Genomic DNA, 24,014 nt, shown 5'->3' with positions numbered 1-24,014 from the left:
ACCCTTGGGCAAAAGACTCAAGAATCATAGATTGTCATTTAATATCAGTGTGTTGATGCTTGAATGTCGTTCGCTCTCCTGTCGGGGAGAGCCTAGCTTCCGCAGGCACCTCTCCGGTATGCTTATGCGCTCAGCGCAACGGATGGCCGGAGAAAACGAGCTGATCAGTTCCGGTATCCTGCAAAAAGGCCGATTGACAGCTCGCGTTAATTTAACATATATACTGCGACATATCACACACATATATCGCAACTGCGAAAAAGTGTGCACTGCAGCGCAAGGCGGAAGAGGAGATCCGGCCGGCGCGTTCATGGGGAGGGCATCATGACATGTTCCGTTTCGAAGGCATCGGCACGCGGCCCTGGCGCCATGGTCGTGTCTTCCGGCCCGTCGATGTCCCCGGCATCGTGCCGGCGTGCCCGCTGACGCTTTCACCGTTCAACCGCAAGGCCATCCGACATGACTGACGCCACGCTCTCGAAATCGCCCCGGCCCGCCCGCAGCTACCGCTGGATCGGCATCGCCGCCGTCGTCGTGCTGTTGGGAGCCATGGCCTTCGACACGAAAATCGTGCAGATCGGCTCCGAGGCCGACGTCCAGGTCCAGAAATTCTCGCCCGTGGCCTTCGGTGCCGAGCAGTTCCCGATCATCAAGCAGAGCGTCGAGACGCGCGCTGTCGACGCGGTCGAGCTGTCGCAGGCCATCGCCGCCGACAAGAAGGCCGCCAGCGAGAAATACGGCGTCAACACTTCCACCGGCCCGGTCTTCCCGGTCAAGTTCACCGGCGTGGTCGGCGAGCGCAAGGCGAACTACAACGTCGTCGCCGTCGAAGGCCTGCCGCCCGAGCTGACGGTGCGGGTCCAGACCGGCCCTGCGCTCAACGGCACGGACCTGCGCGATGCGACCGGGCAGATCGAGTTCGGCCAGTTCAAGAACCAGATCGAATACCAGGATGCCGGTTCCGCCATCAACAACGAGGTCAAGAAGGTCGTTCTCGACGGCCTCGATCCGGCGGCCCTTTCCGGCAAGACCGTTTCCGTCATCGGCGTCTTCAAGCTCGTCAATCCGAAGAGCTGGATCGTCACGCCCGTGAGGTTCGACGTCCAATGAGCGCGATCCCCGAAACCGGACAGAAGGGCGAAGTCGTTCTTGCCGCGCGCAACGTGGCGAAATCCTACGGCAGCGTCCATGCCCTCAAGGGCGTCAATTTCGATATCCATCGCGGGCAGGTGACGACCCTGTTCGGCGAAAACGGCGCCGGCAAGTCGACGCTGATGAAGATCCTCTCCGGTGTGGTCAGGCCGACATCGGGCGAAATCATTCTCGATGGGGAACCGGTCGTCTTCGCGTCATCCTCCCAAGCACGTGACCGCGGCATCTCCATCATCCATCAGGAGCTCAGCCTCGCCCCGAACATGAACGTTCGCGACAACATCTTCATGGGGCGCGAGATCATGACCTCTACGGGCGTGGATTTCGCCGAGGAAGAGCGCCAGACGCGCCTCCTGATGGAAGAACTCGAAGAGGATATCGATCCTCTGACGCTCGTCGAGGACCTGCGGCTCGGCCAGCAGCAGATCGTTGAGATCGCGCGCGCCCTTTCGGTCAACTCGCGCATCCTGATCATGGACGAGCCGACATCGGCCCTGTCGGCCTCGGAGGTCGAGGTGCTGTTCAAGGTCATCCGCGACCTGACCGGCCGCGGCGTCTCCATCGTCTATATCTCGCACCATCTCGAGGAAGCCTTGCAGATCACCCACCATGCGGTGGTGCTGCGCGACGGCACGATGACGGCCTATGCCGAGCGCAAGGACATCGACCTCGAATGGATCGTCCGCCACATGGTGGGCGATAATTTCGACCTCGGCTCGCCGCCGGCCGGCTACCAGATGGGCGATGTCTCGCTCTCCATCGAGGGCCTGACCGTTCCCGATCCGGGCGGCGCCGGCTATTCGGTCGTCGACGGCATGTCGCTGTCGGTGCGCGCGGGCGAGATCGTCTGCATCTACGGCCTGATGGGCGCCGGGCGTACGGAACTTCTCGAAACCGTTGCGGGCCGCCTGAAATCCACCGCCGGCAAGGTCGTGCTGAAGGGCAGGGACGTCACCGGCCAGTCGATCGCCGAATGCATCCGCGACGGCCTCGTGCTGGTGCCGGAAGACCGCCAGCGCGACGGGCTGGTGCAGACCATGAGCGTCGGCCGCAACCTCTCGCTCGCCAGCCTCGGTGCCTTCACGCGCGGCCTCTTCACCTCGACGTCACGCGAAGGTGGGCTCGTCGATAGCGCGATCCGCAAGGTGCATATCAAGACGGACGGTGGCGCGGCCGCCATCGGCTCGCTGTCGGGCGGCAACCAGCAGAAGGTCGTCATCGGCAAGATGCTGGCGACCGATCCCGAGGTCATCCTGCTCGACGAGCCGAGCCGCGGCATCGACATCGGCGCCAAGGCGGAGGTCTTCAAGCTGCTCGCCGAGCGCGCGAGGCAGGGGCTTGCCGTGGTCTACACGACCTCGGAAGTCGGCGAATGCCTGAGCATCGCCCATCGCATCATCGTCATGCGGCGCGGCCGCATCTCCGCCGAATTCGGTCCCGACGCGACCAAAGAACAGATCATGGCCGCCTCCGGCGAAGCCGTGCATGCCCATTAGGAGCGCTGAACCCATGTCAGTCACACCTGCAATCCAGACGAAGGCAGCGGCAAGCGGCGGCAAGCGCAAGAAGAGCCTGATCGAGCTTCTGTTCGAGGGCCGCGCCTTCTTCGCGCTGATCGCCATCGTCGTCGTCTTCTCGCTGATGTCGCCGAACTATTTCACGGTCAGCAACTTCCTGATCATGGCCTCGCATGTCGCCATCTTCGGCCTGCTCGCCATCGGCATGCTGCTGGTCATCCTGAACGGCGGCATCGACCTTTCGGTCGGCTCGACGCTCGGCCTTGCCGGCGTCGTCGCCGGTTTCCTCATGCAGGGCGTGACGCTGCCGCAACTCGGCATCATCCTCTATCCCTCGGTCTGGGTCGTCGTGGTGCTGACCTGCCTGCTTGGCGCGGTCGTCGGCGCGGTGAATGGCGTGCTCATCGCCTATCTCAAGGTGCCGGCCTTCGTCGCGACGCTCGGCGTGCTCTATGTCGCCCGCGGCGTCGCGCTGCTGATGACCAACGGCCTTACCTACAACAATCTCGGCGGCCGTCCCGAACTCGGCAATACCGGTTTCGACTGGCTCGGCTTCAACCGCCTTGCGGGCGTTCCGATCGGCGTCCTCGTGCTCCTCGTCTTCGCCATCGCCTGCCATGTCCTGCTTGCCCGCACGGCCTTCGGCCGCTGGCTCTATTCCTCGGGCGGCAACGAGCGTGCGGCGGAACTGTCGGGCGTGCCGGTCAAGCGCGTGAAGATCACGGTCTATGTGCTCTCGGGCATCTGCGCCGCCGTCGCCGGTCTCGTCCTCTCCTCGCAGCTCACCTCGGCAGGCCCGACGGCCGGCACCACCTACGAACTGACGGCGATCGCCGCCGTCGTCATCGGCGGCGCGGCGCTGACGGGCGGCCGCGGCACGGTCATCGGCACCATGCTCGGCGCCTTCGTGATCGGCTTCCTCTCCGACGGCCTCGTGATCATCGGCGTCTCGGCCTACTGGCAGACGGTCTTCACCGGCGCCGTCATCGTTACCGCTGTTCTCCTGAACAGCGTCAAATACGGCCGCCGCTGACCCCAGCGGCGACCGGCACAGACTGACTGCTGCCGGGAGAGGCGGACCATCGAGTGGCCCGGCAGCGGAAAGTATTGCCGACAATCGGCACAACCGGACTCAACAAAGGGAGTGAGACCATGTTCAAAAAAGGTATGCGTGTACTCTTCGCGGCAACGGCCGTCATGCCGCTGCTGTTCAGCTCTGCCTGGGCGGACGGCCTGATCACCGTCATCGTCAACGATCCGTCGAACCCCTACTGGTTCACGGAAGGCGAAGTCGCCAAGAAGACCGCCGAAGGCCTCGGCTACACGGCCAATGTCGGCGCCCACAAGGGTGACACCAACACCGAGAGCAACCTGATCGACACGGCGATCACCAACAAGTCGGTCGCCATCATCCTCGACCCGGCGAATGCCGACGGTTCCGTGGGCGCGGTCAAGAAGGCCGTCGCCGCCGGCATCCCGGTCATCCTCGTCAATGCCGAGATCAACCAGGAAGGCCTTGCCAAGGCGCAGCTCGTCTCGAACAACGCCCAGGGCGCCGCTCTTGGCGCGCAGCAGTGGGTTGAGGCGGTCGGCGACAAGGGCAAGTATGTCGAACTCTTCGGCGCTCCCTCCGACAACAACGCCGCGACGCGTTCGAACGGTTACGAAACCGTCCTGACGCAGTACCCCGACCTCGAGAAGGTCGCCAAGGAAGTGGCTGACTGGGACCGCACCAAGGGCCATGACAAGATGCAGTCCATGCTCCAGGCGAACCCCGACATCATCGGCGTGATCAGCGGCAACGACGAAATGGCCCTCGGCGCCATCGCCGCGCTCAAGGAAGCCGGCAAGCTTGACCAGGTCAAGGTCGGCGGCTTCGACGGTTCGCCGGATGCGGTTGCCGCCATCAAGGCCGGTGAATTGCAGTACACCGTCCTCCAGCCGGTCGCCGTGTTCTCGGAAGCGGCCGTCAAGCAGGCCGACAACGTGATCAAGAACGGCTCGACCGGTGTCGACACCGAAAAGCAGCTCTTCGATTGCCTCCTGATCACCAAGGACAATGTCGACAAGTACACCGCTCCCTTCGTCCTGAGCGAGTAATTCATCCCGGGAGCGCCCGTCCGCGGGCGCTCTCATTTCGCATTCCCGGGCTTTTCCGGGCCAGCTTGGCATTTTCCTTGCCGCCCGATACGAGATACGAAACCTCTATCCTCGAAGCATGGCAGGGCCTCCGGTGAACAAGAAAGTCGACGTCAAGGATTTGCTTTCGGAAGAATTGCCGAGCGACAGCCGTCATGCGCGCCAGCTCGTGCGGCGCCAGATGATCGCCGAGACGGTGATCGCCGAAGGCTCGATCCGCATCGAGGACCTGACCGAGCGCTTCGGCATCAGCCTCATGACGGCGCACCGCGACGTCGACGATCTCGTCAGCCGCGGCCTCTTCCGCAAGACGCGCGGCATCGTCTCCGCCGCGCCGACCAGCCTCATAGAATCCTCCGACGCCTACCGTGCCACCCGGCAGGCGAAGGAGAAGAAGGCGGTCGCGAAGGCCGCCATGCAGTTCGTCGAGCCGGGGCAGGCGATCTTCATGGACGACGCCACGACCGTGCACGAGATGACGCGGTTCCTGCCGGCCAAGGTGCCGCTGACGGTCATCACCAATTCGCTCGTCCTCATCAACGAGCTGAAGGAGGTGAGCGATCTCAACCTCGTCTGTCTCGGGGGGCAGTTCTACAATTGGTGCAATGCCTTCATGGGGCACATCACCACCAACGAGATTCGCCGGCTGCGCGCCGACACCGTGTTCATGTCGCTGTCGGCCATCGTCGACGACGTGGTCTATCACCAGTCGCCCGAGACGGTGGAGACCAAGCGGGCGATGTTCGAAAGCGCGGCAAGGCGCGTGCTTCTGGCGGACCACACCAAATTCGAGCGGCGCGCGCTGCATCACTTCGCGACGCTCAAGGAATTCGACGCCGTGATCGTCGACGAGGATATTCCGATCTCCCACCTGTCGCGCATGCGCTCGAAGGGGATCAACGTGATTGTGGCGGACGGGGAACGGTCCGGCTGAGGGGACCGCTGCCGCGGCTGCCCCGATACCCGGTTCCGTTCCGCCGTTCGCCTGAGAATGGAGGCATGGATGCCCTGCATCATGGGTATAGACAGCGGCCTGACGGTGACCAAGGCCGTCATTTTCGACGCGGACGGCACGGTGCTCGCCATCGCCCGCCGGCGCGTTCCCCAGCTCATCCCCGCGCCGCAGCATGTCGAGCGCGACATGGACGGCCTGTGGACCGCGACGGCCGACGCCATCCGCGAGGCTATCTCCGCATCAGGCCGCCCGGCCTCCGATATCGTGGCGATCGCCGCGACCGCTCACGGCGACGGCATCTACCTCCTCGATGAAGACAAAAGGCCGCTCGGCCCCGCCATCGTCTCGCTCGATACGCGCGCCGGGGCGATCGCCGACGCCTGGAACGAGGGCGAGGTGGGCGCCCGCGCGCTGGAGCTGACCGGCCAGCACCCGCATGCATCGGCGCCCTCCGCCATCCTGCGCTGGATCCTCGATCACCAGCCGGAGCGCTATACCCGCATCGCCCATTTCATCGCCGCCAAGGACTGGCTGCGCTTCTGCCTCTGCGGCACCATCGGTACGGATCGCACGGAGGCGAGCACTTCCTTCACGGATGTGACGACGCAGGACTATGCCGAGGACGCCTTCCGCCTCTTCGGGCTGGACCGCCTCGCCGGACGGCAGCCGACGATGGCGGCTTCCACCGAGGTCGTCGGCGGCGTGACGGCGGAGACCGCGCGACTGACCGGGCTGGTGGAGGGCACGCCCGTCATGGCGGGCCTGCACGACGTCACCGCCTCCGCGCTCGGCATGGGCGGCTATGGCGAAGGCGTGGTGGCCGTCATCGCCGGCACCTATTCGATCAACGAGACCGTCTCGCCCGCACCGAAGGTCGATGGCCGCTGGTTCTGCCGCAACGGCATCCTGCCCGGCGAATGGAACAACATGTCCATCTCGCCCGCCTCGACCGCCAATTACGACTGGTTCATCGAGCAGTTCTGCGCCGCCGATGCCCGGCAGGCGGAGGCGACCGGCGAGAGCATCCACGCGATCCTCGGCAGGGAATTCGAGGCGGCGCGCGAGCGGCCTTCGAGCACCTTCTTCCATCCCTACCTCTTCGGCTCGCCCTTCGGCGGTGCGTCGAGCGCCGGTTTCTACGGCCTCAATGCCTGGCACGACCGTGGCGACCTCGTCCGCGCGGTTCTGGAAGGCATCGCCTTCAATCACCGCGTCCATGTCGATGCGCTGCGCGACGGCTTTGCCCCCACCGCCGCGCGCCTGACGGGCGGCGTCTCGCGCAATCCCGCCATGGCCGGCCTCTTCGCCGATATCCTCGGCATGCCCGTCACCGCGACGCGCACCGAGGAGGCGGCGGCCTGGGGCGCGGCGCTCTGCGCGGGTGCCGGCGCCGGCCTCTACGCCTCGCCCACCGACGATCCGCGCGACCCCGCGTCGATCGAGACGACCTATCAGCCGGACCCCGACCGGCAGCGTGCCTATGACGAGAAATACCGGGTCTTCCTCGATCTCGCCGAGGCGATGAAACCGCTCTGGCCGACGCTGCGGCGTCTCGGCGGGGCGGCGCAAGTTTAGGAATGCCGATCATGACAGAAACGACAGCCGGAACCGTCGAGGCCTTCGACGTCATCGTCCTTGGCGCGGGCATCAACGGGGCAGGGCTCTTCCGCGATCTCTGCCTGCAGGGGCTGAAATGCCTGATCGTCGACAAGGCTGACTTCGGCTCCGGCACCAGCGCTGCGCCTTCGCGCCTCATCCATGGCGGCATCAAGTATCTGGAGACCGGCGAGCTCGGCCTCGTCGCGCAGTCGACGCTGGAGCGCAATCTCCTCCTGCGCAACGCGCCGCATTGCGTGGAGGCGCTGCCGACCTTCATTCCCTCCTTCTCGCTGACGAAGGGCGCCTTTGCGGCGCTGCGCACGCTGCTCGGCTCCACCACCGCCCCGCGCAGCCGCGGCGCGCTCCTCATCAAGATCGGCCTTGCGCTCTACGATCTCTATGGCGCGCGCCACCGCGTCATGCCGAAGCACCAGTTCTTCTTCCGCCGCAAGGCGCTTCAGGAGATGCCGGCGATCACGCCGCGCATCGTCGCGGGCGGCATCTATTACGACGCCAAGATCAGCCGGCCCGAACGGCTCGTCTGGGAACTGGTGCGCGACGGCCTCGACGCCAGCCCGGCCTCCCGCGCCATGAACGACACGACGCTGCTCGGGCAAGAAGCCGGCGTGCTGCGGCTGCGGGATCCGCGCGGTGGCGAACGGTTTGCCCGCGCTGGCATCGTCGTCAACGGGGCGGGGCCGTGGATCGATCATGTCAACGACACGCTCGGCGTTCCCGGCAGGCTGATCGGCGGCACCAAGGGTTCGCATATCCTCCTGAGGCACCCGGAACTGGTGGAAAGCCTCAAGGGCCGCATGATCTATTTCGAGGCGGACGACGGCCGCATCTGCCTCGTCTACGATTTCCTCGGCCTCGCGCTCGTCGGCTCGACGGATATCAAGGCGGACAATCCCGATACGGTGCGCTGCGAGGAGGACGAGATCGATTATTTCCTCGCCAGCCTCCGCTCGCTCCTGCCGGCCCTGCATTTCGGCCGCGAGCAGATCGTCTACACCTATAGCGGCATCCGTCCGCTGCCGGCCTCCGATGCCAGCCAGCCGGGCCTGATCAGCCGCGACCATTCGGCGCCCGTGGCGGAGCCGGCGGAAGGCCGGCCGTTCTCGGTCATCTCCCTCGTAGGTGGCAAGTGGACGACGTTCCGCGGCTTTGCCGAGGAGGTGGCCGACACGATCCTCTCCCGCCTCGACCGGAACCGGGCGGTGAGCACGCAGATGCTGCCGATCGGCGGCGGGCGCGGCTTTCCGATGGAGGCGGCCGAGCGGCGCGCGTGGATTTCCGGGCGTGCCGCGAAGAGCGGCCTGCCCGAAGCGCGCGTCGAGGCGCTTCTTGCCCGCTACGGAACGACCGCCGATGCCGTCTTGGCCCACATCAAGGAGACGGGAGACGTACCGCTCGCCCATGTCGAAGGCTACGGCCGCGGCGAGATCGACTGGATCGCCCGCAACGAAATGGTCGAACATCTCGCCGACATCGTCATGCGCCGGACGACGCTCGCCATCGAAGGCAGGCTGACGGCCGAAGGGCTCGACGAGATCGCGGCGATCGCGGCCGCCACACTGGGCTGGGACGAAGGCCGGCGGGAGGACGAGCTTGCGCAGGTCACACGACACCTGACGGCATTCAACCGCGTAAACCTTTGAGCGCATTCAGCCGAAGGCATCTTTGCTCTTTTCCCGGTCTGGATCCTGTTGCATCTTCGCGGCTTGATTGCTTGCAGGAGGCCCCCCATGACGAAGATCGTCGATGATCCGGAAACCTTTGCCGCCTCGGCGCTGGCGGGGTTTTCCCGCGTCTATGGGCGCTACGTCCGGCTGGTGAAGGGGGGCGTTGTTCGCTCGACGGCGGTGCCTCCGGGCAAGGTTTCGGTGATCGTCGGCGGCGGGTCGGGGCATTATCCGGCCTTTGCCGGCTATGTCGGGCCGGGCATGGCGGACGCGGCGGTCGCCGGTGAGATCTTCGCCTCGCCCTCGACGGCGGCGGTCGCCCGTGTCTGCCGCAATGCGGACCATGGCGGGGGCATCATTCTCGGCTTCGGCAATTATGCCGGCGACGTACTCAATTTCGGCGTGGCGGCGGAGCGGCTGCGGGCGGAAGGCATCGATGTGCGCATCGTCACGGTGACGGACGATGTCGCGAGCGCGCCCGCCGACCGGCACCTGCAGCGCCGCGGCATCGCCGGCGATTTCGTGGTCTTCAAGGTGGCGGGCGCGGCCGCAGAGGCGGGGCTTGCGATCGACGAGGTCGAGCGCGTGACACGACTTGCCAACAGCCGCACCTTTTCGTTCGGCGTCGCTTTCGGCGGCTGCACGCTGCCGGGCGCGAAGGAGCCGCTCTTCACCGTACCGAAGGGCATGATGGCGCTCGGCCTCGGCATCCACGGCGAGCCCGGCATCCGCGACACGGACATCGTTCCGGCACGCGATCTGGCAAAGCTCCTGGTCGAGACCGTCCTGGCGGAGCGCCCGGCCGGCGCGCGCCGCGCCGCCGTGCTGCTGAACGGCCTCGGCGCGACCAAATACGAGGAGCTCTTCGTGCTCTGGGGCGCGGTCGAAGGCTACCTGCAGGCGGCGGGTGTCGATCCGGTCGCGCCCGAGGTCGGCGAATATGTCACCAGCCTCGACATGCAGGGCTGCTCCCTGACGGTCATGTGGCTCGACGAGGAACTGGAACGCTACTGGCTGGCGCCTTGCGACACGCCCGTCTTCCGTCGCGGCGAAACCTTCCGCACACAACCCGCGGCCGTGCGGGATCGCGCGGAGGACGAAGCGCCGACCTTCGGCCCCGCGACGCCCGCCTCGCAGGAAGGTGCCCGGTGCCTTGCGGGTATCCTCGACGCCATGGTGTCGGCCCTCGGCGAGGCGGAAGCCGAACTCGGCCGGATCGATGCCTTTGCCGGCGACGGCGACCACGGCCAGGGCATGCGGCGCGGCGCGACGGCGGCGCGTGAAGCGACCCAGCAGGCCGTTGCCGGCGGCGCGGGTGCGAGGAGCGCGCTGGCGGTGGCAGGCGATGCCTGGGCGGATCGCGCGGGCGGTACGTCGGGCGCGATCTGGGGTCTATTGCTCCGCTCCTGGAGCGGGGCATTCACCGACGACGCGGCCCCGACAGGGGCGGATGTGGTCCGCGGCGCGCGTCTTGCCCTCGACGATGTGATGCGCCTCGGCGGGGCGAAGCCGGGCGACAAGACGCTCGTCGATGCGTTCGTGCCTTTCGTCGCCGCGCTGGAGGCGGCGAGTGCGGAGGGCGCACCGCTGAAAGAGGCCTGGGCCAAGGCAAGCGCTACCTGCGAAGAGGCGGCGCAGGCGACGGCGCCGCTTTCCCCACGGCTTGGCCGCGCCCGCCCGCTCGCCGAGCGCAGTATCGGCCATCCCGATGCCGGTGCGGTCTCGCTGGCGCTGATCGCAAGGACGATTTCGGCCCGATTGTGAGCGGCTGCCCTTGCCTGAACGCAACATGTTCAGTGTGACATTGAGCCGGGCGTTGCGTGACGTCCGGCTCTTTTTCTTTGTGCTGTATGAGGCATTATACGCGCTGTTTCAATCGCTTGAGTGCCTTCAGCGAAACTGAATTATCAAATAGTGGAAATGAGTATCACCACGCGATATCACATATTCAGAGAGATAGTTATTGACATGTTATACCAGTTGAGAAATATAGCCTCACGCCGGGTGCCCGGTGGAGGAAATTCCGGCTGACCATCACCGTCCGGCCGCATGCATTCAGGGAGGTCTTCGATGACATCGATCGCGCTATTCGGTGCCGGTGGCAAAATGGGGTATCGGCTCGCCAAGAACCTCAAGGGTTCGCGCTTCGACGTCCGCCATATCGAGGTGAGCGATGCCGGCAAGGCGCGCCTTGCCGACGATCTCGGCCTATCCTGCGTTTCCGCCGATGAAGGTCTCGCCGGCGCCGATGTCGTCATCCTCGCGGTTCCCGACACGGCGATCGGCAAGGTTGCCACCGGCATCGTCGACAAGCTGGCGCCCGGCACCATGATCGTCGTGCTCGATGCGGCTGCGCCCTTCGCCGGCCATCTGCCGGAGCGGGCGGATATCACCTATTTCGTCACGCATCCCTGCCATCCGCCGATCTTCAACGACGAGACGGATCCGGCCGCCAAGCGCGACTTCTTCGGCGGCATCGCCGCCAAGCAGCATATCGTTTCCGCCCTGATGCAGGGCCCGGAAGAGGCCTATGCGCTGGGCGAGGAAGTCGCGAAGGTCATCTGGGCGCCGGTCATGCGCTCGCACCGCGTGACGGTCGAGCAGATGGCGCTGCTGGAGCCGGGCCTGTCCGAAACCGTCTGCGCCTCGCTCCTCGTCGTCATGCGCGAAGCCATGGACGAATGCGTGCGCCGCGGCGTCGCAAAGGAAGCCGCCCGCGACTTCCTGCTCGGCCACATGAACGTCCTCGGCGCCGTGATTTTCGAGGAGACGCCCGGCGTCTTCTCCGATGCCTGCAACAAGGCGATCGAGTTCGGCAAGCCGGTCCTGATGAAGGATGACTGGAAGCGCGTCTTCGAACCTGAAGAAATCGCCGCAAGTATCCAGCGCATCACATGAATACCGGCGGGCTTCGGCCCGCCGCGGGGCGCAATGCCCCATGAAAGATCGCACCGGATCGGCCGATTTCAATGGAGGGATGGCCGTGGAGGCCGGTGCTTAACCGGGAGGAAAACATGAAGGTTACCCGTAGACTGATCACCGTCGGCTTTGCTGCCGTCATGGCTGCAAGCGTTGCCGTGCCGGCCTTCGCCGCCGACCTCATCGCCATCATCACGCCGAGCCACGACAATCCCTTCTTCAAGGCCGAGGCCGTCGGCGCGGAAGCCAAGGCCAAGGAACTCGGCTACGAGGCGCTGGTGCTGGTGCATGACGACGACGCCAACAAGCAGTCGCAGCTCATCGACACGGCCATCGGCCGCGGCGCGAAGGCGATCATCCTCGACAATGCCGGCGCCGACGCCACGGTCGCCGCCGTTCAGAAGGCCAAGGATGCCGGCATCCCGTCGTTCCTGATCGACCGTGAGATCAACGCCGCCGGCGTCGCCGTCTCGCAGATCGTCTCGAACAACTATCAGGGCGCGCAGCTCGGCGCCGAGGAATTCGTCCGGCTGATGGGCGAGAAGGGCAACTATGTCGAGTTCGTCGGCAAGGAATCCGACACCAATGCCGGCATCCGCTCCAAGGGCTATCATGACGTCATCGATGAATATCCGGACATGAAGATGGTCGCGCAGCAGTCGGCCAACTGGAGCCAGACGGAAGCCTATTCGAAGATGGAGACCATCCTCCAGGCCAACCCGGACATCCAGGGCGTCATCGCCGGCAACGACACGATGGCCATGGGTGCCATCGCCGCCCTGCAGGCGGCCGGCAAGAAGGACGTCATCGTCACCGGCTTCGACGGCTCGAACGACGTTCGCGACTCCATCAAGGCGGGCGGCATCAAGGCCACCGTGCTGCAGCCGGCCTATGCCCAGGCACAGCTCGCCGTCCAGCAGGCGCATGACCTCATCACCGGCGGCAAGAAGCCGGCCGAGGAAAAGCAGCTCATGGACTGCGTGCTGATCAACGCCGACAATGCCGACAAGCTCGAGACCTTCGCACTGAAGGACTGATCTTCGAGGGAGCGGGCGCGGGATGATCGTCATCCCGCGCCTCGCCATATGCCGGAGTACCCATCCATGCGCTTCAAGGCCGCCGCCGTCATCGTGTTCGCATCAGCCCTCGGGCTCGCGGGCTGCAAGTTCGTCAAGACCGCCGACAAGGACAAGGAGGATCAGGCCGGCGCCTTCGATCCCGACAAGCTTGTCGCCGAGATATGGGATGGCAAGGTCGTGCCCTATCTCGAAAAGCGTGCCGCGCCACTGCCGGAGGTCCTTTCGGCGACGGCGGCCAATGCCGACGAGGCGGGGCAGAAATACGGTTACAAGGCCAAGCAGGGCAACGCGCCCTGGACCTTCATCGCCAGAGTCGATGGGACGATCGTCGCGGAAGAGACGAAATCGCGCGCCGGCTATGTCGACGTGGACGTCGACGGCGACGCCAAGGCGGATGTGCGCGTTTCGATCGGCCCGGCCATTCGCGGCACGGCGCTGCGCGACAGCCTGGATTTCGTGGACTTCAATTCCTTCAAGAACCAGATCGAATGGGCGCAGTTCGGCAAGTCGTTCAACACTTATGTGAACCGCACGCTTCTCGAAAAGCTGCCGCGCGAGGGACTGACGGGCAAGACGATCAAGGCGACGGGCGCCTATCCGCTGCCGGCCGCCGGCCAGTTGCCGCAGCTCGTTCCCGCCACCATCACCATCGGAGGCTGACATGAGCGGCATCGACGATGGCGACGTCATTCTCGAACTGAAGGACATCACGAAGGCCTATTCCGGCATCGTGGCGCTGAAGAAGGCGAACCTGAAGCTGCGGCGCGGCGCGGTGAATGTGCTGGTGGGCGAGAACGGCGCGGGCAAATCCACCATGATGCGCATCATTGCAGGCGTCGAGCGGCCAACGCTCGGCGAGATATGGATGGAGGGCGAGCGCATCACCCTCGACAGTCCTGCCGATGCGGTGCGCCACGGCATCGGCATCGTCTTCCAGGAGTTGAACCTCTTCGGCAATCTTTCGGTCGCGGAGAACATCTTCGCCACCCGCGAGATCACCCGCGGCATCCGGGGCATCGATCACAAGGCGCAGGTCGAGAAGGCGAACGAATTCCTGAACCGCCTCGAAGCCGGCATCTCGGCCGATACGCTGGCCGAGGACCTGCCGATCGGCCAGCAGCAGCTCGTCGAGATCGCTCGGGCGGTATCGCTCGATACCCGCATCCTCATCATGGACGAGCCGACCTCCGCGCTCAGCGCGGCGGAAGTCGATGTGCTCTTCCGGGTCATCGCCGACCTCAAGGCGCGGGGCGTCGCCATCGTCTATATCTCGCACCGGCTGGAAGAGCTGATGCGCATCGGCGACTACATCACGGTGCTGAAGGACGGCCAGATCACCGGCCATGCCATGGTCAAGGATATCGACACGCGCTGGATCGTGCGCTCGATGATCGGTTCCGACGCCAAGGATTTCGCCAAGCAGGTCGACCATGCGCCGGGCGCGGACGTCTTCCGCACGCAGGATATCTGCCTGCCACGCGCACAGGGCGGCTATGCGGTCGATCACGTTTCCATCGGCGTCCGCGCGGGTGAGATTCTCGGCATCTACGGCTTGATGGGCGCGGGGCGCTCCGAGCTTTTCGAATGCATCATGGGCCGGCACGAGCATGCGACCGGCAAGGTCTTCGTCGATGGCAAGGAGTTGAAGGGCCGCGACACGACCCGGCGCATCCGCGAGGGTCTGGCGCTGATCCCGGAGGACCGGCAGCGCGAAGGCCTCGTCCAGTCCATGTCGATTGCCGACAACCTGTCGATGGCAAGCCTCGGCCAGTTCGTGAGAGGCGGCTTCCATATCGATCTCAAGCTGGAGAAGAAGGCCATCCTCGATGCGATCCGCAATCTCTCCATCAAGGCGAAGAACCCGGAACTGGACGTCACCTCCATGTCGGGCGGCAACCAGCAGAAGGTGGTGATCGGCAAGGCGCTGATGACCGGGCCGAAGGTGCTGCTGATGGACGAGCCGAGCCGCGGCATCGATGTCGGCGCCAAGGCGGATGTCTTCCGCACCATGCGCCGGCTGGCGGGCGAGGGGCTCGCCATCCTCTTCTCCACCTCCGACCTCGAGGAGGTCATGGCGCTCTCCGACCGCATCGCCGTCATGAGCAACGGCCGCCTGGTGACGGTGGTGGATCGCAAGGATGCCACCGAGGAGATGATCGTCTCGGCCTCCGCGGAGGGACATAAAACCAAAAGGATGCATGCGTGATGACGACAGGAACGCAAACGGCCGCCGAAAACGGCCTCTCCACCGGATCGGCCCTGCTCACGCTGATGAAGCTGAGGACATTCATCGCGCTCTTTGCGGTGATCATCTTCTTCTCGATCTTCGCGCCGAACTTCCTGTCGACCGCGAACATGATCCTGATGTCGAAGCACGCGACGCAGAACGCCTTCCTCGCCATCGGCATGACCTTCGTCATCATCACCGGCGGCATCGACCTTTCGGTCGGCTCCATCGTCGGCCTCTGCGGCATGATCGCCGGCGGGCTCATCATGTACGGCGTCGCCGTGCCCTTCGGCTACACGGTCTATTTCAACATCGTCGAGGTGGCGGTCATCGTCATGGCGGTCGGCGTCCTGATCGGCGCGGTCAACGGCCTGCTGATCACCCGCCTCAATGTCGCGCCCTTCATCGCCACGCTCGGCACGCTCTATGTAGCGCGCGGCATGGCGCTGCTCTATTCCGACGGCCAGACGCTTCCCAATCTCACGGGCCGGGAAGACCTCGGCAACCAGGGCTTTTCCTATCTCGGCTCGGGCACCATCCTCGGCCTGCCGGTCTCCGTCTGGATCCTCATCGTCGTCGCGCTGGGCGCGGCCTATTTCGCCCGCTTCGTGCCGCTCGGCCGGCACATCTTCGCCGTCGGCGGCAATGAGCGTGCCTCGCGCATGTCCGGCATCCGCGTCAACCGCGTGAAGATGTTCGTCTACATGTTCTCCGGCTTCTGCGCGGCCATCGTCGGCCTCGTCATCTCCTCGGAGCTGATGGCCTCGCATCCGGCGACCGGCACGAACCTCGAACTGAACGCCATTGCGGCGGCCGTTCTTGGTGGTACATCCATGTCGGGCGGGCGCGGCACCATCGGCGGCACGATCATCGGCGCCTTCGTGATCGGCATCCTCTCCGACGGGCTGGTGATGATGGGCGTCAGCTCGTTCTGGCAGATGGTGATCAAGGGCCTCGTGATCATCGTGGCCGTGGTGGTCGACCAGGCGCAGCGCCGCCTCCAGCAGCGCGTGACCCTGATGCAGATGGCAAAGGCAGGCTGAGCATGGCGAAATTCAAGGGTGCGCTGATCGGCTGCGGCTTCTTCGCCGTCAACCAGATGCATGGCTGGCAGGACCTGCCGGACGTGGAGATCGTGGCGATCTGCGACCGCGATCCCGATCGGCTCAACATCGTCGGAGACCAGTTCGGCGTGGCGAGGCGCTATCGGTCAGCAGAGGAGATGTTCGCCGATGGCGGCTTCGATTTCGTCGATGTCGCGACGACGGTGGGCAGCCACCGCGCGCTGGTCGAGCTTGCCGCGCGACACAAGGTGCCGGTGATCTGCCAGAAGCCCTTCGCGCCGACGCTGGCGGATGCGAAGGCCATGGTCGCCGCTGCCGAGGCGGCCGGCATTCCGCTGATGATCCACGAGAACTTCCGCTGGCAGACGCCGATCCTCGCGGTCAAGGCGGTGCTGGAGAGCGGCGCGATCGGCACGCCCTTCTGGGGCCGCGTCTCGTTCCGTTCGGGCTTCGACGTCTTCTCCGGCCAGCCCTATCTCGCCAAGGGCAAGCGCTTCATCATCGAGGATCTCGGCATCCACTCGCTCGATATCGCCCGCTTCCTGTTCGGCGATGCCGGCCGCATGACGGCCCGTACCAAGCGCATCAACCCGGGGATCGCCGGCGAGGACGTGGCGACCATGCTGCTCGACCACGACAACGGCATCACCTCCGTCGTCGATGTCAGCTATGCCACGAAGCTGCCGGAGGAGCCCTTCCCGGAAACCTTCGTCGAGATTGATGCAAGCGAGGGCACGCTCCGCCTCGGCAAGGACTACACGCTCACCGTCCATGGCCAGAACGGCACGACACGAAGCGTCGTTGCGCCGAACCTGCTGCCCTGGGCCTCGCGCCCCTGGCACAATATCCAGGAAAGCGTCGCGCTCATCCAGAAGCACTGGATCGAGCGGCTTGCGGCGGGCGCGGAACCGGACACGTCCGGCCGCGACAACCTGAAGACCTTCGCCCTCGTCGAGGCCGCCTATCTCAGCGCCGAGCGCGGCGAGACCATCGCGCTGGAGGAGCTTCTCGGATGAGCGAGGACCTGCTCCGGCTCTATGGAACGCGTGAGCGGGAACCCGAAAGCCGTACGCTGATCGTTGGTGACCTCAGCGTCGCGCTGCAGGATGGCAATCTGCGCACGCTTCGCTATCGCGGCCACGAGGTGCTGCGCGCCGTCTCCTTCCTCGTCCGGGACAAGGACTGGGGGACCTGCAATGCAGCCATCACCGATCTTTTTGCCGAAGAGACCGGGCAGGGCTTCTCCGTCACCTACAAGGCGCGCTTCACAGCCCCGTCGGGTGCCCATCTCGACTGCGCGATTGCGATCTCCGGTACGCCGGAAAGGGTGGCCTTTTCCGCCGATTGCGTCAGCGACGGAGATTTCGAGACCGCCCGCGCCGGCTTCGTCGTGCTGCATCCGGTGGTCGGCGTCGCCGGTGAGCCGGTCGAGGTACGCCATGGCGACGGAAGCGTCGAACATGCGCACTGGCCGGACCGGATCGAGCCATGGCAGCCGTTCAAGGATATCGCCGCTATCACCCACCGGGTCGTGCCGGGTATCTCGGCGACGACGGAGTTCCATGGCGACGTCTTCGAGATGGAAGACCAGCGCAACTGGACCGATGGCTCCTACAAGACCTATGTGCGCCCGCTGGCGCTGCCCTGGCCCTATCTGGTGCCGAAGGACGAGCCGTTCAGCCAGCACGTGATCGTGGCAATCCAAGCACAGGCGGATGCGCCCGCCGTCGATGCGTCCGCGGCCGTTTCGCTGAAGCTTTCACCGACCGGTCTTCCCTTTCCCGAAATCGGCGTCGGGCTCCGGCCGGAGTGCCTTGCCGACGAGCGGACCGCCCTCGGCCTGCTACGGATGGTCGGCGCGCGCCACCTGATCGCGCATTTCGATCCCGTCGCGGGCCATGGTCTTTCGGCGCTGAAAGGCTATGCGGAGATCGCCGCCCGGTCCGGCCTCAAGGTGACGCTCGAACTGGCCGTGCCGTGCCGGCGTCCGCTGGACGTGGAGATGAGCGAATTCGCCGCGCTGGTGCGGGAGGCGGGATTGCCGCTCGACACGCTCTTCGTCTGCCCCTCGGTGGATCGGCAGTCGACCCCGCCCGGCAGCGAGTGGCCGGAATGCCCGCCGCTGGAAGATGTCTATGCGGCCGCCCGAGCTGCCTTCCCCGGCACGCGGCTCGGCGGGGGTATGATGAGCTACTTCACCGAGCTCAACCGCAAGCGGGTGCCCGGCGCGCTCGTGGACTATGTCAGCCATTGCACCAACCCGATCGTGCACGCGGCCGATGACCTTTCCGTCATGCAGACTTTCGAGGCACTGCATCACGTCGTGCGTTCGGCGCGCGCCATCCATGGCGACAAGCCCTACCGCATCGGCCCCTCGACCATCGCCATGCGCCAGAACCCCTATGGCAGCGCAACGAAGGACAACCCGTCCGGATCGCGCATCCCCATGGCCAATGTCGATCCCCGGCACAATGGCGCCTTTGGCGCCGCCTGGACGCTGGCCTATGCCGCGACCGTGGCGTCCGCCGGCCTCGAAATGCTGACGCTCTCCACGCTGGCCGGGCCGTTCGGGCTTGTCGCGGGCGAGAGGGAGGCGACCGCGAAAGGCGAAATGCGGCCGCTTGCGCATGTCCTGTCGCGGCTCGGCGCCCTTGCCGGGCAGGCGGTCGTTGCCGTGGAGACGTCGCGGCCCGATGCGGTGCTGGGGCTCGCTACGAAGGAGCGCATCCTCCTCGCCAACATCACGCCCGAGACGCAGGCCGTCACCCTTGGCGCAACGCCGCGCCGGGTTGCGCTGATTGCGGCCAACGGAGCGGAATTGCCGGCGGGCGGACAGATCACGCTGCCGCCCTATGCCTGTATCGAGGTGCTGCTCTAGTTCGGGGCTCTAAGGGCATAGAGGGCGCGGGAGCGTTCGAGGTGCTTGATCATCGCCTTTTCGGCAAGGTCCGCATTGCCGTTCTCGATGGCGCGGATGATTTCCTCGTGCTCGGCGAGCGTGAAATTCTCTCGGCCCGTCCAGATGAGCATTTCCGTATGGTAGGATTTCAGCCACCCGAGCATCGCGCCGCTGACGGCCACGAAGATCGGATTGCCGGAAATCCGGGCGATGCACTGGTGGAACTCCATGTCCGCGTCGATGAAGGCATCCGCGTCGCCGAGGCTCTGTTTCTGTTTTTCGAGAAGGGCGCGAAGCTCGGCGATCTGTTCCGCCGTCGCCCGGGTCGCCGCCTCGCGGATCATGCCGCGCTCAAAGAAGATACGGGCGCTTTTCAGGTGCTCCAGCGTGTCGGAGGAGCCGGAGAGCATCATCTTCGCCGGCAGGTCCACCTGGCGGATGATCGTCTCGGCGGTGATGCGCAGCACCTTGGCGCGCTCGCCCTGCGAGATCTCGACAAGGCCCTTGCCGGCGAGCGCCTGCATGGCTTCGCGGATGGCGGGACGACCGACGCCGTAGCGCTCCATGAGCTCCCGCTCGGAGGGCATCTCGTCACCGGCCTTGAGTTCGCCGGTCTCGATCATGTGCTTGAGCCGCGCGAAGACTTCGTCGGAGAGTTTCTTGCGGACGATCGGTTCGGAAACGACGTTCATGAGTCACCTGGTTTCGACAGGTTGGAATATGCACCAAGTCCCGCTGCTGCAACAGCCTTCGCAATGTCGACTTGCAATAACATAAATACTCATTATACCAGCTGAAGAGGTTTCACAAGCGGCCCGCCGTGCGCCGCGGAGGAGAAGACGTGATCCGCCTGACCTATCGGATAGAGACGCCCGGCTCGGTGGAGGCCATGGCGACGAAAATCGCCAGCGACCAGTCGACCGGCACCTTCGTGGCCCTGCCGGGCGAGACGGAGGAGTTGAAGGCACGGGTGGCGGCCCGTGTCGTCGCCATCCGCCTTTTGCCGCCGGCCGACCGTGCGTCCTTCCCCGACGAGGGCGGCGGCGCCGGGCCTTTCAACCGCGCCGATGTCGATGTCGATTTCCCGATGGATGCCGTCGGGACCGACCTTGCCGCCCTGATGACCATCGCGATCGGCGGCGTCTTCTCGATCAAGGGCATGACGGGCATCCGCATCGTCGACATGAAGCTGCCGCGGGAATTCGCCGCCGCCCATCCCGGCCCGCAATTCGGCATTCCGGGCAGCTTCGCACTGACGGGCGTGAAGGACCGGCCGATCATCGGCTCCATCGTCAAGCCGGCGCTGGGCCTTCGCCCGCACGAGACGGCGGAGATGGTGGGCGAGCTCATCGAGGCAGGCGTCGACTTCATCAAGGACGACGAGAAGCTGATGAGCCCGGCCTATTCGCCGCTTGAGGAACGCGTCGCCGCGATCATGCCGAAGATCCTCGATCACGAACAGAAGACCGGTAAGAAGGTCATGTATGCTTTCGGCATCAGCCATGCCGACCCGGACGAGATGATGCGCAACCACGACATGGTGCTGCAGGCCGGCGGCAATTGCGCGGTGGTCAACATCAACTCCGTCGGCTTCGGCGGCCTTGCCTTCCTGCGCAAGCGTTCGGGGCTGGTGCTGCACGCGCACCGCAACGGCTGGGACATTCTCACGCGTCATGCCGGGCTCGGCTTCGAGTTCTCCGTCTGGCAGCAGTTCTGGCGCCTGCTCGGCGTCGACCAGTTCCAGATCAATGGCATCCGCGTGAAATATTGGGAGCCGGACGAGAGCTTCGTGCGCTCCTACAAGGCGGTGACGGCCCCGCTGTTTTCCGAGAAGGACGTCGCCCTGCCGGTCATCGGCTCCGGCCAGTGGGGCGGGCAGGCGCCGGATACGATTGCCGCGACGGGCGGCTCGACGGACCTGCTCTATCTGTGCGGCGGTGGCATCGTCAGCCATCCGGGCGGGCCGGGCGCCGGGGTGAAGGCGGTGAGGCAGGCGTGGGAGGCCGCGGTCGCCGGCATCCCGCTGGAGGCCTATGCCCGCGAGCATCCAGAGCTTGCCCGATCCATCGAGAAATTTTCCGGCGGCAAGGGGGCCTGAACCATGGCGCGGCCATTGATCAGCTATTACGGCGACGATTTTACCGGCTCGACCGACGTCATGGAGGCGCTTGCCTCCAACGGGGTCGACACCGTGCTGTTCCTCAGGGTGCCGGATGCGACGCTCCTGTCCCGCTTTGCTGGCGCCCGCGCCTTCGGCCTTGCCGGCACGAGCCGCAGCGAAACGCCGGACTGGATGGATATCCATCTGCGCGAGGCCTTCGACTGGCTGAAGACGCTTGATGCCGAGCTCTGCCACTACAAGGTCTGCTCGACCTTCGATTCGGCGCCGCATGTCGGCAATATCGGTCGGGCGATCGAGATCGGCCGGCAGGTTTTCGAGACGACGACCGTGCCGCTCATCGTCGGCGCGCCGCAGATCCGGCGTTACACGGCCTTCGGCGAGCTCTTCGCCGCCTATCAGGGCCGCAACTATCGCATCGATCGCCATCCGGTCATGTCCCGCCATCCCGTCACGCCCATGGACGAGGCCAACCTGCTTCTCCATCTCGCCCGCCAGACCGCGCTGACGACCGCGCATATCGACAATGTGGCCCTCCTTGCCGATCCCGCGCTCGAGGCGGCCGATATCCTCCTTCTCGACGTGCTGGACCATGCGACGCAGGCGGCGGCCGGCAAGATGCTGTGGGAGCGGCTGCGCGCCGGAAACCGGTTCGTCTGCGGCTCCTCGGGCGTGGAATACGCCCTTATTTCCGCATGGCACGAGGTAGGGCTGGTCGGCGAAAAGCCGGACTTTCCGGCGGCCGAGCCCGTCGACCGGATCGCGGTGGTCTCCGGCAGCGTCTCGCCCACCACCGAACGCCAGATCCGCCATGCCCTTGCGAACGGTTTCGAGGGCATTGCCATCGATCCGCTGGCGCTGTCCGGCGCTGCCGCGGAGACGGCCATCGCCGAAGCGGTCGAGGCAGGGCTGCGTGTCCTTGAGACCGGGCGCAGCGTCGTGCTCTATACCGCGCTCGGCCCGGCGGCGGATCGGGGCGGGGAACTAGGTTCCGGCGACCGCCACCGGCTTGGCCGGGCGCTCGGGCGCATCCAGTCGGAGCTCGTCGCCCGGGCGGGGCTGACCCGTGCTGTCGTGGCGGGCGGCGATACGTCCAGCCATGCCCTCGGAGAAATGGGCATTTCCGCGCTGACCCTGAAGATGCCGCTGCCCCAGACGCCGGGATCGCCTCTCTGCACCGTGCACGGCGGCGCGAGCGACGGGCTGCAACTGGCGCTCAAGGGCGGGCAGGTCGGCGGAGACGACTACTTCTCGATGATCCGGGCGGGCAGGGTCTAGCCGCCCGGCGCCCGCGCGGGCGGGAACAAAACCGGCCTCTCGTCTGTTCCATGGCGAACAGAAGGAGACAGGTCTTGAACAGCCATCATTCTTCCCCCGCAGTCGAATCCCTCAAGCAGGAGCAGCGCAAGCGCCGTACGAAAAACGATCTCGACGAGGGCCTGAAGGAGACGTTCCCGGGCTCCGATCCCGTCTCCGTAACGACCACCTCCATTCCAGCGGGCCGGACCGATAAGGAAGAGGCGTCCAAGGTGCGCGACAGCGACGAATAGGTTCTCGAAATTTCCTGCGCCCCGACGGACGAATTTCCGCCGGGGCGTGGGCAAGACTCAGGTCCGGTCTTCCTCGTATTGCGCGGCGCCCTCGATGGACCGGAGCCAGGGCTCGCGGCGCTTGACCCAGAGCTCGTAGCTCGGCGTGAAAGGCGTCGGTGCCTCGGGCAGGGTGCCGAGCTTGACTTCGGCCTCCCGCTCGTCGAGCGAAAACAGCCGGCCGCCGCAATGCGGGCAATAGCAGCGGCCCTGGAAGTCCGCGACGTCGCCGGAATACTCGAACTGACCGGCCGGCCAGATACCGTAGAAGGTGAAGGCGGATCCGCTTTCCTGCCGGCAGTCTGTGCAGTGGCAGATACCGACACGCAGCGGTTCTCCCCGCACGGAAAGCCGCACCTGCCCGCAGAGGCATTGTCCCGATAGCGTCGTCATGTGATCTCCCTTCGGCCTTGTCGCGCTTGTGAGAACGGGCGTGCCGCCCTGCGGTTCCAGGCTATCGATCTTCCGAAGGGTTGGCGAGGACCGTCAGAGCCACTTGGGCGCGTTCGTCCGTTCATGCGCGCGCAGCTTTTCGATGAGGCTTGCCGGATCGCTGTCGACGGCGATGCTTGCGCGATGCGCGGGAGGCAGGAACTTCGTCTCGACCATCCTGTCGAGAAAGGCGAGGAAGGGCGAGAAGAAGTCCGCCACGTTCAGCAGGCCGGCGGGCTTGTCCATTTCGCCGAGCTGGTTCATGGACCAGACGACCATCAGCTCCTCGACCGTTCCGATCCCGCCCGGCAGCGCGACAAAGGCGTCGGCCAGCTCGATCATGCGCGCCTTGCGGATGCCGAGGGTCGGCACGATCTCGTGGCGGGTGAGGCCGGGATGGGAGTGCCCGCGTGCATGGAGGCTTTCGGTGATGACGCCATGGACCGTGCCGCCGCCGGCAAGGACGGCGTCCGCCACGACGGTCATCAGCCCCTTGGTCGTGCCGCCATAGACGAGGGCGATGCCGGCTTCCGCGAGCGCCGCGCCGAGCGCCCTTGCGCCGTCCACATAGGCATTGCCTTCGCCGGTGTTCGATCCGCAGAATACGGCAATCGTCGTGAGCGTCTTCGTCATGGCCTG

The 24,014-nt window shown here is 65.6% G+C and carries 22 protein-coding genes; 19 read left to right on the top strand and 3 right to left on the bottom strand.

Annotated features, from left to right (window positions below; translation table 11 throughout):
• The first annotated feature begins 329 nt into the window (after positions 1-329).
• The 16 genes from ACZ48C_RS19740 (at position 330) to apnL (ending at position 19,214) form a co-directional block, all read left to right on the top strand.
• Positions 330-467 (top strand): hypothetical protein, encoded by a 138-nt coding sequence (locus ACZ48C_RS19740; protein ID WP_162911287.1) that lies wholly within the window; start codon positions 330-332, stop codon positions 465-467.
• On the top strand, positions 460-1,110 hold the full coding sequence (locus ACZ48C_RS19735) for a DUF2291 family protein (RefSeq protein WP_464783772.1): 651 nt from the start codon (positions 460-462) through the stop codon (positions 1,108-1,110). The genes ACZ48C_RS19740 and ACZ48C_RS19735 overlap by 8 nt, the downstream gene beginning before the upstream one ends.
• Positions 1,107-2,648 (top strand): sugar ABC transporter ATP-binding protein, encoded by a 1,542-nt coding sequence (locus ACZ48C_RS19730; protein ID WP_464783771.1) that lies wholly within the window; start codon positions 1,107-1,109, stop codon positions 2,646-2,648. Before ACZ48C_RS19735 ends, ACZ48C_RS19730 begins: the two co-directional genes overlap by 4 nt.
• Before the next feature lie 13 nt (positions 2,649-2,661).
• Entirely contained in the window at positions 2,662-3,702 is a 1,041-nt protein-coding gene (locus tag ACZ48C_RS19725) for an ABC transporter permease (protein ID WP_318912583.1), read from the top strand.
• Between the two features lie 119 nt (positions 3,703-3,821).
• Positions 3,822-4,769 (top strand): D-ribose ABC transporter substrate-binding protein, encoded by a 948-nt coding sequence (locus ACZ48C_RS19720; protein ID WP_424548219.1) that lies wholly within the window; start codon positions 3,822-3,824, stop codon positions 4,767-4,769.
• A gap of 118 nt (positions 4,770-4,887) precedes the next feature.
• Positions 4,888-5,742 (top strand): DeoR/GlpR family DNA-binding transcription regulator, encoded by an 855-nt coding sequence (locus tag ACZ48C_RS19715; RefSeq protein ID WP_464783770.1) that lies wholly within the window; start codon positions 4,888-4,890, stop codon positions 5,740-5,742.
• Positions 5,743-5,811: 69 nt separating this feature from the next.
• Positions 5,812-7,338, top strand: coding sequence for an FGGY-family carbohydrate kinase (locus ACZ48C_RS19710; RefSeq protein ID WP_464783769.1), 1,527 nt, complete (start codon positions 5,812-5,814; stop codon positions 7,336-7,338).
• 11 nt (positions 7,339-7,349) lie between these two features.
• Positions 7,350-9,023, top strand: coding sequence for a glycerol-3-phosphate dehydrogenase/oxidase (locus ACZ48C_RS19705; protein WP_464783768.1), 1,674 nt, complete (start codon positions 7,350-7,352; stop codon positions 9,021-9,023).
• A gap of 87 nt (positions 9,024-9,110) precedes the next feature.
• Positions 9,111-10,811 carry a dihydroxyacetone kinase family protein gene (locus ACZ48C_RS19700; RefSeq protein ID WP_464783767.1) on the top strand — a complete coding sequence of 567 codons (1,701 nt, stop codon included), beginning with the start codon at positions 9,111-9,113 and terminating at the stop codon, positions 10,809-10,811.
• 306 nt (positions 10,812-11,117) lie between these two features.
• Positions 11,118-11,945, top strand: a complete 828-nt coding sequence (locus ACZ48C_RS19695) for a phosphogluconate dehydrogenase C-terminal domain-containing protein (protein WP_318912578.1) — start codon at positions 11,118-11,120, stop codon at positions 11,943-11,945.
• Between the two features lie 116 nt (positions 11,946-12,061).
• Entirely contained in the window at positions 12,062-13,003 is a 942-nt protein-coding gene (locus ACZ48C_RS19690; protein ID WP_464783766.1) for a substrate-binding domain-containing protein, read from the top strand.
• 66 nt (positions 13,004-13,069) lie between these two features.
• The gene (locus tag ACZ48C_RS19685) at positions 13,070-13,705 is read left to right on the top strand and encodes a DUF2291 family protein (RefSeq protein ID WP_464783765.1); all 636 of its coding nucleotides are present in this window, start codon (positions 13,070-13,072) and stop codon (positions 13,703-13,705) included.
• Position 13,706: 1 nt separating this feature from the next.
• Positions 13,707-15,251: a sugar ABC transporter ATP-binding protein gene (locus ACZ48C_RS19680; RefSeq protein ID WP_464783764.1), complete on the top strand. Its 1,545-nt coding sequence runs from the start codon at positions 13,707-13,709 to the stop codon at positions 15,249-15,251.
• Entirely contained in the window at positions 15,251-16,315 is a 1,065-nt protein-coding gene (locus ACZ48C_RS19675; RefSeq protein WP_119255697.1) for an ABC transporter permease, read from the top strand. The genes ACZ48C_RS19680 and ACZ48C_RS19675 overlap by 1 nt, the downstream gene beginning before the upstream one ends.
• A gap of 2 nt (positions 16,316-16,317) precedes the next feature.
• Positions 16,318-17,352: a Gfo/Idh/MocA family protein gene (locus tag ACZ48C_RS19670; protein WP_464783763.1), complete on the top strand. Its 1,035-nt coding sequence runs from the start codon at positions 16,318-16,320 to the stop codon at positions 17,350-17,352.
• Positions 17,349-19,214, top strand: coding sequence for a D-apionate lactonase (gene apnL / locus ACZ48C_RS19665; protein WP_464783762.1), 1,866 nt, complete (start codon positions 17,349-17,351; stop codon positions 19,212-19,214). The genes ACZ48C_RS19670 and apnL overlap by 4 nt, the downstream gene beginning before the upstream one ends.
• On the opposite strand, the gene ACZ48C_RS19660 is transcribed toward apnL, so the two are convergent.
• The gene (locus ACZ48C_RS19660; RefSeq protein ID WP_464783761.1) at positions 19,211-19,927 is read right to left on the bottom strand and encodes a transcriptional regulator NanR; all 717 of its coding nucleotides are present in this window, start codon (positions 19,925-19,927) and stop codon (positions 19,211-19,213) included. The two genes, apnL and ACZ48C_RS19660, sit on opposite strands and share 4 nt — an antisense overlap.
• A 149-nt stretch (positions 19,928-20,076) precedes the next feature.
• On the opposite strand from ACZ48C_RS19660, the gene oiaX reads away from it, so the two are divergent.
• From oiaX to ACZ48C_RS19645, 3 genes are all read left to right on the top strand, one after another.
• Entirely contained in the window at positions 20,077-21,333 is a 1,257-nt protein-coding gene (oiaX, locus tag ACZ48C_RS19655) for a 3-oxo-isoapionate-4-phosphate decarboxylase OiaX (RefSeq protein WP_464783760.1), read from the top strand.
• A 3-nt stretch (positions 21,334-21,336) separates the two neighbouring features.
• Positions 21,337-22,632 carry a four-carbon acid sugar kinase family protein gene (locus ACZ48C_RS19650; protein WP_464783759.1) on the top strand — a complete coding sequence of 432 codons (1,296 nt, stop codon included), beginning with the start codon at positions 21,337-21,339 and terminating at the stop codon, positions 22,630-22,632.
• Positions 22,633-22,706: 74 nt separating this feature from the next.
• Positions 22,707-22,904, top strand: a complete 198-nt coding sequence (locus ACZ48C_RS19645) for a hypothetical protein (RefSeq protein WP_464783758.1) — start codon at positions 22,707-22,709, stop codon at positions 22,902-22,904.
• 57 nt (positions 22,905-22,961) lie between these two features.
• Here ACZ48C_RS19645 and ACZ48C_RS19640 read toward each other — a convergent pair whose 3' ends face one another.
• Both ACZ48C_RS19640 and ACZ48C_RS19635 read right to left on the bottom strand, forming a co-directional pair.
• Positions 22,962-23,336, bottom strand: coding sequence for a GFA family protein (locus ACZ48C_RS19640; protein WP_464783757.1), 375 nt, complete (start codon positions 23,334-23,336; stop codon positions 22,962-22,964).
• A gap of 93 nt (positions 23,337-23,429) precedes the next feature.
• Positions 23,430-24,008, bottom strand: a complete 579-nt coding sequence (locus ACZ48C_RS19635) for an LOG family protein (RefSeq protein WP_464783756.1) — start codon at positions 24,006-24,008, stop codon at positions 23,430-23,432.
• Positions 24,009-24,014 lie beyond the last annotated feature (6 nt).

The organism is Shinella sp. 1A1, assembly GCF_055379515.1.
Note: the sequence above shows the minus strand (reverse complement) of the source record. Positions and strands in the feature narration are given on the sequence as shown.

Coding starts and splice junctions, on each gene's coding strand:
- apnL (WP_464783762.1), top strand. CDS start 17,349: ATGAGCGAGGACCTGCTCCGGCTCTATGGAACGCGTGAGCGGGAACCC.
- ACZ48C_RS19675 (WP_119255697.1), top strand. CDS start 15,251: ATGACGACAGGAACGCAAACGGCCGCCGAAAACGGCCTCTCCACCGGA.
- ACZ48C_RS19640 (WP_464783757.1), bottom strand. CDS start 23,336: ATGACGACGCTATCGGGACAATGCCTCTGCGGGCAGGTGCGGCTTTCC.
- ACZ48C_RS19690 (WP_464783766.1), top strand. CDS start 12,062: ATGAAGGTTACCCGTAGACTGATCACCGTCGGCTTTGCTGCCGTCATG.
- ACZ48C_RS19635 (WP_464783756.1), bottom strand. CDS start 24,008: ATGACGAAGACGCTCACGACGATTGCCGTATTCTGCGGATCGAACACC.
- ACZ48C_RS19700 (WP_464783767.1), top strand. CDS start 9,111: ATGACGAAGATCGTCGATGATCCGGAAACCTTTGCCGCCTCGGCGCTG.
- ACZ48C_RS19730 (WP_464783771.1), top strand. CDS start 1,107: ATGAGCGCGATCCCCGAAACCGGACAGAAGGGCGAAGTCGTTCTTGCC.
- ACZ48C_RS19660 (WP_464783761.1), bottom strand. CDS start 19,927: ATGAACGTCGTTTCCGAACCGATCGTCCGCAAGAAACTCTCCGACGAA.
- ACZ48C_RS19735 (WP_464783772.1), top strand. CDS start 460: ATGACTGACGCCACGCTCTCGAAATCGCCCCGGCCCGCCCGCAGCTAC.
- ACZ48C_RS19715 (WP_464783770.1), top strand. CDS start 4,888: ATGGCAGGGCCTCCGGTGAACAAGAAAGTCGACGTCAAGGATTTGCTT.
- ACZ48C_RS19710 (WP_464783769.1), top strand. CDS start 5,812: ATGCCCTGCATCATGGGTATAGACAGCGGCCTGACGGTGACCAAGGCC.
- ACZ48C_RS19685 (WP_464783765.1), top strand. CDS start 13,070: ATGCGCTTCAAGGCCGCCGCCGTCATCGTGTTCGCATCAGCCCTCGGG.
- ACZ48C_RS19720 (WP_424548219.1), top strand. CDS start 3,822: ATGTTCAAAAAAGGTATGCGTGTACTCTTCGCGGCAACGGCCGTCATG.
- ACZ48C_RS19695 (WP_318912578.1), top strand. CDS start 11,118: ATGACATCGATCGCGCTATTCGGTGCCGGTGGCAAAATGGGGTATCGG.
- ACZ48C_RS19670 (WP_464783763.1), top strand. CDS start 16,318: ATGGCGAAATTCAAGGGTGCGCTGATCGGCTGCGGCTTCTTCGCCGTC.
- ACZ48C_RS19725 (WP_318912583.1), top strand. CDS start 2,662: ATGTCAGTCACACCTGCAATCCAGACGAAGGCAGCGGCAAGCGGCGGC.
- ACZ48C_RS19740 (WP_162911287.1), top strand. CDS start 330: ATGTTCCGTTTCGAAGGCATCGGCACGCGGCCCTGGCGCCATGGTCGT.
- ACZ48C_RS19650 (WP_464783759.1), top strand. CDS start 21,337: ATGGCGCGGCCATTGATCAGCTATTACGGCGACGATTTTACCGGCTCG.
- ACZ48C_RS19680 (WP_464783764.1), top strand. CDS start 13,707: ATGAGCGGCATCGACGATGGCGACGTCATTCTCGAACTGAAGGACATC.
- ACZ48C_RS19705 (WP_464783768.1), top strand. CDS start 7,350: ATGACAGAAACGACAGCCGGAACCGTCGAGGCCTTCGACGTCATCGTC.